Genomic DNA, 9,075 nt, shown 5'->3' on the forward strand with positions numbered 1-9,075 from the left:
GGACATCGTGTCGCCGAAAAAGCAGGGCGGCGATGCGTCGAATGATGGGAGCAATCGTGACGAAGTTTGGGTGGTGAAGCGCCGTTCCAATTACAAGTCGGTGATAGCGGGCACTTTCGGCTCAGACTTTAGTTTGAAAACCGTGGGAGACCCGAAAGATTAATATATCGTAATACGATATGTTTTGGCAAACATCAGACGGCGGATGCAAAAGCGCTAGAGACCGTGGATCATGCCCGCGTCGATGAGCAGCCGGTTCAGCCGCCGCGCCTCGGCGCCATCCTTGCAGGCGTAGAACAGGCCTTTGCAGCGGAGCATGATCTCCTTCTGCTCGGCAAAGGAGGGATCGAGCGGAATGCCGGCGGCTTCCTGGATTACCAGCGGCAGATAGGCACCGTCGATCGTGTCCATTACGGCATCGCTTCTGACCGGCTCGAAATTGACGGCGTCGATCGCGTAATAGGTCGCGTAGAGACGCGGATCGTAATCGTCGAGCTTTTTGCCGATCGCGCCTTCGTCGAGTCCGGGCTCGAGGATCTGCGGCGCGAATTCCGGCTGATGGTCGCCATAGCGCACGATCAGGAAGGGTTCGCCTGGAAAGGTCTTCTTCAGGCCGGCGATGAAGGTCTTGTATTGCTCGGCGCTCATGGCCTGCCGTCGCAGATATTCGTCGATCGAAGGAGCGTTGCCTTGCGCGCGCCAGTTCGGCATCAGGTCGGGGCGAAAACGCGTCTCCCAGGGGAAATGATTGGCGCCAAGATAGACGAAGGTGAACAGCGGCTTGTTCGGCTTGCGCTCACCCATCAGCCGGAGCGCCCTGTCATAGAAGAAGCTATCAGGCTCGACGTCCTTGGCGCCGAGATCCTTCGAGTCGAAGAAGCGCTCGATCCCGGTCGTCGTCTGAAAGCTGCGCGCACCCATGAAGCCGCCATAGGCGGGGTAGAGCGACATGGTGTCGTAGCCGCAGCGGCGCAGCGCCAGCGGCAGGCCGCGCTCGACGCGGCCGGACGCGATGCGCGTCACGAAATAGGCGAAGCGGCCGAACGAGCGCGATGAGAGGCCGGCGAGCACGTTGTATTCGGTGAACCAGCTCGGACCGCCGTTGCTCTCCGCCAGGAACGTGCGCTGCTTTCCGTCAAAGGACTTGAAGTGACTGCCATAGCCAGCGGGCACCTTGATGCCGTGCGCGGCGCGGATGTCGAAACTGGATTCATCATGGATCATGATGATGTTCGGCCGGCGTCCCGCGGGATGGCACGCATCGACCAGCGGCATATTGAGCCGTTCGTTGGTCGAGCCGGCCGACTCCATGAAGCCGTATTGCGCGAAGTCGGAGACTGCGCTGACGCCGGAGCGGAAGAATTTCGAGAGATAGCCGTCGTCGTAATAGCCGCGCCAGGCTTCATCGGGATGATAGAGCGAATAACCAACCAGTGCGGCGAGGCAGGCGAGCTTACAGGCGAGTGCCGGCAGACGGCGGATGCGGAACGGATCGAGCCACCACAGCGCATACATCAGCGGCAGCGTGACGAGACCTGCCCCGATCACCGACCAGCGCAGGTTCGGAAAAATCGCAAACAGGAACGCGACCGTGTCGCGGTCGATCATCATCAGGTCGATGAAATTGACCGTCATCTGCACGACGTCGTGCTTGAGCCGTGACAGCAGCACCAGCACCACCACCATGGTCAGCGACAGCGCGCCCGAGAGCGCGGGCCGCCGCAGCAGCGTGATCCAGAAGCAGTTGAGGATGCTCCAGGCCAGCACGAACAAGAGACGCGAGCCGAAATCGGTCTCGGTCTCGTACATCAGGGCAATGGCCGCAAGATGCGGCGCCGCGACAGCGAGCAAACGCCAGATTCCGAGCGCGGCAACGCTCGCCAGAACGGCGGTGGCGGAAGGACCTGGATTCGGCGCGGACGCCATCGACGACACGCAACAGCTGGTCCGGCGGTGATGCCAAGCCGTCTAAACCGGCCTGCGGCTTTCGGCGCAGCCGGAAAGCCTGCGCCGTGTCATAAAACTGTAATGGAACGGTCACAGACAAGCAACGCGCGCGGCGACCCGACGTTGGCTTATTGTTAGCGGGGCCGATGGGCGCGCGGCCTCCGCGTCGAACTCATCTTCGCCAAAGCGATGCCGCGCTGCCAAAACAGACTTGGCGTCTAGTCGAGGCCCTCGACGCTGACCAGGCGGGCAGAACTGCAGGCATCCCGGATGGATTTGAGCGCCCGGTAGGTCGCGCCGTCGTAGAAGGCCTCCCACGCCGCGACGGACGGGAATTCCAGGAGCACAATCCTGCGGGGCTCCCAATCTCCCTCGTAGACCTTGTGAGCCCCGCCTCGCGCCAGATACCTGGCGCCTGCGGCCTCCAACGCCGGTTTCACGCCCGACATGAAACTTTGGTACTGCTGCAAATCCCTGATTTCGACGTCGAAAATCACATAAGCCGGCATTTCAACCTCCCCCCACCCACCGAAAACCTGTGGCAGCGTCTATTCGATGACGTCGTCGGCGTCCCCGGTGAGAAACACGATCGGAACGGCCGAGGTTGCCCGCTTGGCCGCGAGCGCGGCCACGTTACCGCCCATCGTGACGATCGCACCGACCTGCCGCTCGGCGAGCTCCGCCGCGAGCTCGGGTAACCGTTTCATCCTCACCATGGCTCAGCCCTGCGGCAGTAGCCCGAGACGCTTGGCGATGATGCGATCGACCACGCGCTTGGGCAGCGTGGCCGCGATCAGATGGCGCATCGGATCCGGCGTGATCTGGTAGCGGATCTTGGGCTTCGCAGCCGTGAGCGCTTCGAACACGATCTCCGCGATCCGCTCGGCCGGCAGGCCGGTCTCGCCGAGCTTCATCATGAAGGCCATAACCTTGTTGAGCGCGGGCAAATAAGGCGAGTTCTTGTAGACCGACAGATCGATCTGCTCCGCTTTGCTCCAGATCGGCGTCTTCACCGCACCGGGCGCGACGATGATGACATCGATGCCGAACAGCATCAGCTCGCGGCGCAGGCTCTCCGAGAGGCCCTCGATAGCGTGCTTGGAGGTGCAGTAAGGCGCCGACAGCGGATTGCCGTTCTTGCCGGCGACCGAGCTGATCATCACGATCCGGCCCTTTGGTCCCCTCAGCAACGGATCCGAACCGAGCAGCGGCCCGAACGCCTGCGTCGCGATCACGGGACCGATGACGTTGATGTCCATCTGGCGGCGGAAATCATCCGCCGACAGTTCGAGCACGGGACCAGCGACTGCGACGCCGGCATTGTTGACGAGGCCGGCCAGCGTCTCGCCGCCCAGCGCCTCGCGCACCGTTCGCGCGGCGGCCAGCACGGCGGCTTCGTCGGTGACGTCGAACAGCAGCGGCGTGAAATTGGCGCCGAATTCGCCGGTGAGCCGATCGGCATCGGCCTGCTTGCGGACGCTGCCGAAGACGCGATAGCCGCGTCCAATCAAGAATTTCGCAATGGCCCAGCCGATGCCGGTGGACGCGCCGGTGACGACGACAGATCGCATGGTCTCCCCCCAATAATCCCCGTCATCATGTCGGAGGAAGGCGCGTGGCACAATCCCGCTCAGTTCGGCCTTGCCGGGCACACGAGACCCACGGTGCATGGGCCAGTCGCCGACGAAGTGGCCTCGTGTTAACTGGAGCCTGGATCCCTTATGCCTGGTCGCCCGTTCTCACCGGCAACGGATCCGCGCCGCGCGGTGGTGCTGACGCGCCCTGTTGTCCTTGTCCAGGCGTCGATTTCGGTGCCGTGCGGGCGAGGCCGGCCAGCGCCAGCTTGCGCCGGCGTCGTTCCTGCAATTGCTGGTCCGCCAACACGCCGATCAGAATCACCGTCCCCATCACCGCGAAGTTCAGCGAATTGGGGATGCCGAGGATGTTCACGAGGTTCTGCAGCACCTGCAGCAGCGCAGTCCCCAGCACGATACCGAGAATTGAACCCTCGCCGCCGCGCAGGCTGCACCCGCCCAGCACGGCAGCCGCGATCGCGTAGAGCTCATAGAAATTGCCGAAGGAGCTCGGAGACACCGAGTTCGTGTAGAACACGAACAAGACCGTCGCAACTCCGGCGAGCCCACCACTGATGATATACGCAGTTGCGATCACCATGTTGGTGTTGATGCCGGAGAAGCGCGCCGCCTCCTCGTTCTTGCCGACGGCATAAAGCCAGCGTCCGTAGACCGAGCGGTGCAGCAGCACGCCGAGGACCAGCGCAAGGATGATCAGGAGGATGAAGGTGTTCGGGATGCCTGCCACATGGCCGGAGGCAATGCTGCTCAAGGTCCCGGCCTCGTCGCCGTAGCCGAAGCCGCGCGTCGAGTCGGTCGTGTAGTAGCGGGCCGCGCCGCGATAGATCAGCAACCCGCATAGCGTCACGATGAAGGGCTGCATTTTCAGCCGGGTGATCAGGATCCCCTGAACGGCCCCCAGCATCAGTCCACCCAGCAACACGGCCAGCAGCGCCAAGGGCCAGGGAACCTGGTATGTCGTCAGAAGGTCGACGAAAACGACACCGAGCAGCGCGAACATCGAGCCGAGCGAAAGGTCGATGCCGCCGGTGATGATCACGAGCCCTTCGCCAAGCGCAAACACGCCGAACAGGCCGATCAGATTGGCCATGTTCAGCAGGTTCACCACCGACAGGAAGGCCGGATTGATCATGCCCGTGATGACGGAAATCACCACGAGCAGCAGGCCGAGGCCGAGTTCTTTTTTGTTCATGGGGCAGCGGCTTCCACGGTTTCCAGCGCCTGGCCGATCGCAAGCCGCAGCACGTTGTATTCACTGAATTGCGGTCGCTCCAGCACACCGCTGACGCTGCCTTCGTGCATCACCGCGACCCGATCGGAGACACCGATGACCTCCTCCATGTCCGAGGAGATCATCACGATCGCAACGCCATGGTCGGCGAGTTCGCGCATTAGGGCGTAGATCTCGCTCTTGGCACCGACATCGATGCCGCGGGTCGGCTCATCGAAGAACATCACGCGGGGCTGCATGGAAAGCCACTTGCCCAGCACGACTTTCTGCTGGTTACCGCCGGAGAGGGTCACGGCCTCCATATCGACGCTCGGCACCTTGATGGAGAGCCGCCTGACCTGCTCCTTCGCCACCTTACGCTCGGACGCGCCGTTGACCAGCCACATCCGCGCGTAATTCAGCAGGCTCGCCAGCGTCACATTCTCGCGGATAGGCAGTTCCAGCACGAGCCCGGTTTTCTTGCGGTCCTCCGGCACCAGATAGATGCCTTGCCTGATCGCATCCCGGGGCGACGCGACATCGACCGGCGCGTTGTCGATCCTGATCTCGCCTCCCAGCACCGGATCGATACCGAAAGCCGCGCGGGCCAGCGAGGTACGGCCAGCGCCCACCAGTCCTGCCAGTCCGAGGATCTCGCCATGCCGCACGGAAAGGTCAATCTGCCGGTCGGGGAACGCCGACGTCACGAGGCCGACGATGTCGCAGCCGCCCGGCTGCGGCGGCCGTTTCGGCGGCGTATGCAGCGCTTTGAGGTCGCGGCCGATCATCAACCGGATCATTGCGGCGTGGCTGAGCTGGTCTCGCGCCAGCTCTCCCACCGTGCGCCCGTCGCGCAGCACCACGACGCGATCGGCGCAGGTCATGATCTCGCCGAGCCGGTGGGAGATATAGATCACTGCGATGCCGTGCGCCTTCAGATCGGCAATCACCTCCAGCAGACGCTCGGTCTCGGAAATCGTCAGGCTCGACGTCGGCTCGTCCATGATGATCACGCGGGCGTCGATCGAGAGCGCCTTGGCGATCTCCACCATCTGACGTTGGGCGATGGACAAATTGTCGACCAGCGTGTCAGGGGTGAAATCGGCGCCCAGCCGCTGCAGCAGCGGCGTCACGCGCGCGCGCATCTGCGTGCTGTCCACCAGCTTCAGCGGGCCGCCGACGAGCTTCTCGCGTCCGATGAAGACGTTGGCGGCGACGTCGAGATTCTCGAACAGGTTCAGTTCCTGGTGCACGAAGGCGATGCCGGTCTGCGTCGCCTGGCTCACCGTCAATTCGGCATGGTCAGCGCCGCCGATGCGGATCACGCCCGCGCTTGGCGCGATCACGCCGCCCAGCACGCGCATCAAAGTCGACTTGCCGGCGCCGTTCTCGCCGATCAGGCCCAACACTTCGCCACGGTACACGCGCAGGCTGACATCGTTGAGCGCCATCACCCCGGGATAGGACTTGCTGATCCCGGCGAGTTCGAACAGGATTTCCGCCATTCACGTCCTCCCAACCGACGCCCGACGGCATGCTCGCCGGGCGTCGAAAGGTACAGAGGTTCACTTCTTCAGCAGCTCCTTCATGTGAGCGGTGAACTCCGCGACGTTGGTCTTGTTAATCACCTGGGTCGGCACGATCAGCTTGCTGTCAGCGGGAATCCAGGACTTGTCGCCCTTCAGCGTCTTGATGATGTTGGTGGCGGAGAGATAGCCGAATTCGAACGGCTGCTGCACCACCGTCGACTCGATCGTGCCGTCGGAAATTCCCCGCAGCGTGCGCTGGTCCTCGTCGAAGCCGACGATCTTCACCTTGCCGGCCTTGCCCGCCGCCTTGACCGCGTCATAGATCAGCGGAGTCTCATAGCTCCAAAGGCCGGACAGCAGTGCGATGTCGGGATATTTGACGAGCACGTTCTCCATGTTCGCCTTGGCCTTGGCGGAGTCCACCTGGTCCGTGAACACGTCGACCAGCTCGATCTTGGTGCCGGCGATCGCATCCTTGATACCCTGCACTCGCTCGCGGGCGTTGTCCGCATCCATCGTGCCGACGAATAGCGCAATCTTGCCGCCGTTCGGCAAGGCCTTCTTGAACTCCTCGCCTGCTTGCCGCCCGGCCGCGACGTTGTCGGTGCCGATATAGGCGAGACGCTTGCTCTGCGGCGCGTCGCTGTCCGTCGTGATCAACACGGTCTGGGACGCGACCTTGTTGAGCTCTTCGGTTGCGTGCGGCGCATCGTCGACCGAGATGGAGATGCCGGCGACGCCGCGCACCAGCAGGTCGTCCAGTTCGCGCCGCTGGCCGGCCGCGGTCGCATCGTTGGTGACGATCAACTGGATGTCGTATTCCGGGTGCTCCTTCTGAGCCTTCTCGAGCCCACGGCCGGCTATGGTCCAGAAATCGGCCGCGGCATTGGTGACGAGCGCGATGGTCTTTTTCTGCTGGGCCTGCGCCGCACCCGTGGCAAGCGCGAACGCAGCGGCGGTCGCGAGCAGCGGCACTATCAATTTCTTCATTGATCCGTTCATGTCCATCTCCCTTGGCTTCCTTGGCACCCTTGGCGCCCTTTTTTATTTACGTCGCGAAGAAATGTCACAGAGACAATTGCCGGATTCAGGATGTACCTGCGCCTTCTTCAAGTCTAAATAGTACATGAGGCGAGACAATAGTAAATACGGATTGGTAGCTGTGTTTTTTCGAGCCTGCTACCGGCGCACGCGTTGATTAATTTCACTTTGCCGAATTAAAGGGACCATGGCCACTGAGCTGCCCAGACCTTTTTCAAGCGTGCCTCGCGGATCGAACCGCGGCCGCCTGGTCGAAGTCTTGCGGCGCCTGGGGCCGTTGCCGCGCGTGGAACTCGCCCGCAATACAGGGCTAAGCTTCCCCACCATTTCGGGCCTGACGTCGAGCCTGATCGCGGAAGAGTTGCTGTGCGAGACCGAGACAGCGGCAACCTCATGGTCCGACGATCCCGACGAAGAGGATGCGGACGGGCTGAATGGCCGACGCCGTGGCCGGCCGGCCGTGCTGCTGACCCTGAACCCTGACTTTGGACGCATCGTCGCGGTCTCCGTCCGCATGAACCTGATCGAGACGCTGATCGCGGATTTCAGGGGCTCCGGCCTGGCGCAGTCGCGCCTTGCGCTGCCGACGCGCGCTCTCGATGCAGGCGGACTGCGCGATCTCGTGATCGGGCAGATCAATGCGATGCTCGACGCGACGGCGACGCCACGCCGTCAGCTGTTGGGAATTGGGCTTGCGCTGCAGGGCATCGTCAACGTCGACACCGGCTGGACCCTCTGGAGTCCGGCACTGTCGATCACCGACGTCGATCTGGCAACGCCGCTACGTCGGGCGTTCGGCGTCGACGTCGTGATGGCGAACGACGCCGTCGCCGTTGCGCTCACGCTCACAGCCGCCGAACCGGCATTGGCCCAGGGCCTCTCCGCCACCATCATGGTCGGTCACGGCATCGGAATGGGTGTCGTCGTCGACGGTGAAGCGCGCTGGGGCGCCGGCAGCGAGCTCGGCCATGTCAAATTGGCGCCGGACGGTCCGCAATGCCGCTGCGGGCAGCGCGGCTGCATCGAGGCCTATCTTGCCGATTATGCGCTCTACCGCGACGCCCGCACGTTTCTCGACCTGCCGCCTGCGGACTCGCAACAGCCGTCCGAAGCGCAGATGGCTCTGCTGCGCGAGCGGACGCTGGACGGCGATCCGCGCCTCGAGCACCTGTTCCAGCAGGCAGGCCGCGCACTTGCCGAGGCGGTCGCGGCGACGATATCGGTGCTGCGCCCACATCACGTCATCCTGGCGGGACCCGGCCTTCAATCATTTGACATGATGCGCCGCGCTTATGAGGAGCGGCTCGAGCAAGCGGTGTTGCCATCGCTGCTCAAGTCCACGGCGATTCATCTGCGACCAAGCGAGTCGGCGGCCATTGTCGACGGCATGGTGCGACAGACGTTGCGGGTTGTGGACCGCAACCACATGGAAGGGAGCGAGTGAACACCGCTGCCACGTCTTGATCGGGGCATGCGATGTCTGGCAATATGGGATCAAGGGTTTGGCGGTCCTCGGCGCGGTCGCACGCGACGGTATCGGCTGGCCGAGCAGGCTTGCGGCACTTGAAAATGAAGCGCGCACAGGTTTGATGACGCGAGATTCCGTTACGGCAACTGGTCTGCCGTGCCGGATTGAAGATAGACCAGGGAGGAAGCCAATGTTGAAGACGATCACGCTCGCCGGCGCCGCGATGGCGCTTGCCCTGAGCACCTCGCCGTCCTTTGCCAAAGAGCTGAAGTCGATCGGCGTCTC

General features: G+C 63.1%; 9 protein-coding genes. 2 read left to right on the top strand and 7 right to left on the bottom strand.

The window, feature by feature from the left end; all coding sequences use genetic code 11:
- Nucleotides 1-7: 7 nt before the first annotated feature.
- A complete protein-coding gene (locus AC0L2O_RS30510; protein ID WP_473372352.1) occupies nucleotides 8-163 on the top strand; it encodes a hypothetical protein in 156 nt (51 codons plus the stop codon).
- A gap of 53 nt (nucleotides 164-216) precedes the next feature.
- Here AC0L2O_RS30510 and AC0L2O_RS30515 read toward each other — a convergent pair whose 3' ends face one another.
- The 7 genes from AC0L2O_RS30515 to AC0L2O_RS30545 all read right to left on the bottom strand — a co-directional run bounded on the left by AC0L2O_RS30515 (nucleotide 217) and on the right by AC0L2O_RS30545 (nucleotide 7,283).
- A complete protein-coding gene (locus AC0L2O_RS30515; protein WP_473372353.1) occupies nucleotides 217-1,926 on the bottom strand; it encodes a sulfatase-like hydrolase/transferase in 1,710 nt (569 codons plus the stop codon).
- A 239-nt stretch (nucleotides 1,927-2,165) separates the two neighbouring features.
- On the bottom strand, nucleotides 2,166-2,456 hold the full coding sequence (locus AC0L2O_RS30520; protein ID WP_473372354.1) for a DUF1330 domain-containing protein: 291 nt from the start codon (nucleotides 2,454-2,456) through the stop codon (nucleotides 2,166-2,168).
- Between the two features lie 39 nt (nucleotides 2,457-2,495).
- Nucleotides 2,496-2,654, bottom strand: a complete 159-nt coding sequence (locus AC0L2O_RS30525; RefSeq protein WP_473372355.1) for a hypothetical protein — start codon at nucleotides 2,652-2,654, stop codon at nucleotides 2,496-2,498.
- A gap of 12 nt (nucleotides 2,655-2,666) precedes the next feature.
- Nucleotides 2,667-3,518, bottom strand: coding sequence for an SDR family oxidoreductase (locus tag AC0L2O_RS30530; RefSeq protein ID WP_473372356.1), 852 nt, complete (start codon nucleotides 3,516-3,518; stop codon nucleotides 2,667-2,669).
- Nucleotides 3,519-3,666: 148 nt separating this feature from the next.
- Nucleotides 3,667-4,734 (bottom strand): ABC transporter permease, encoded by a 1,068-nt coding sequence (locus AC0L2O_RS30535; RefSeq protein ID WP_369721820.1) that lies wholly within the window; start codon nucleotides 4,732-4,734, stop codon nucleotides 3,667-3,669.
- Complete coding sequence (locus AC0L2O_RS30540) at nucleotides 4,731-6,257, bottom strand: sugar ABC transporter ATP-binding protein (protein WP_473372357.1); 1,527 nt, start codon at nucleotides 6,255-6,257, stop codon at nucleotides 4,731-4,733. The genes AC0L2O_RS30535 and AC0L2O_RS30540 overlap by 4 nt, the downstream gene beginning before the upstream one ends.
- Nucleotides 6,258-6,317: 60 nt before the next feature.
- Nucleotides 6,318-7,283, bottom strand: coding sequence for a sugar-binding protein (locus AC0L2O_RS30545; protein ID WP_369721818.1), 966 nt, complete (start codon nucleotides 7,281-7,283; stop codon nucleotides 6,318-6,320).
- Nucleotides 7,284-7,509: 226 nt separating this feature from the next.
- Here AC0L2O_RS30545 and AC0L2O_RS30550 point away from each other — a divergent pair, with 226 nt between their 5' ends.
- Entirely contained in the window at nucleotides 7,510-8,766 is a 1,257-nt protein-coding gene (locus tag AC0L2O_RS30550) for an ROK family protein (RefSeq protein WP_369721817.1), read from the top strand.
- Nucleotides 8,767-9,075 lie beyond the last annotated feature (309 nt).

It is taken from the genome of Bradyrhizobium sp. Kon10 (genome assembly GCF_055807395.1).

What these genes read in the sequence shown, in the direction of transcription:
- AC0L2O_RS30515 (WP_473372353.1), bottom strand. Translation starts at nt 1,926, where the DNA reads ATGGCGTCCGCGCCGAATCCAGGTCCTTCCGCCACCGCCGTTCTGGCG.
- AC0L2O_RS30520 (WP_473372354.1), bottom strand. Translation starts at nt 2,456, where the DNA reads ATGCCGGCTTATGTGATTTTCGACGTCGAAATCAGGGATTTGCAGCAG.
- AC0L2O_RS30525 (WP_473372355.1), bottom strand. Translation starts at nt 2,654, where the DNA reads ATGAAACGGTTACCCGAGCTCGCGGCGGAGCTCGCCGAGCGGCAGGTC.
- AC0L2O_RS30530 (WP_473372356.1), bottom strand. Translation starts at nt 3,518, where the DNA reads ATGCGATCTGTCGTCGTCACCGGCGCGTCCACCGGCATCGGCTGGGCC.
- AC0L2O_RS30535 (WP_369721820.1), bottom strand. Translation starts at nt 4,734, where the DNA reads ATGAACAAAAAAGAACTCGGCCTCGGCCTGCTGCTCGTGGTGATTTCC.
- AC0L2O_RS30540 (WP_473372357.1), bottom strand. Translation starts at nt 6,257, where the DNA reads ATGGCGGAAATCCTGTTCGAACTCGCCGGGATCAGCAAGTCCTATCCC.
- AC0L2O_RS30545 (WP_369721818.1), bottom strand. Translation starts at nt 7,283, where the DNA reads ATGAACGGATCAATGAAGAAATTGATAGTGCCGCTGCTCGCGACCGCC.
- AC0L2O_RS30550 (WP_369721817.1), top strand. Translation starts at nt 7,510, where the DNA reads ATGGCCACTGAGCTGCCCAGACCTTTTTCAAGCGTGCCTCGCGGATCG.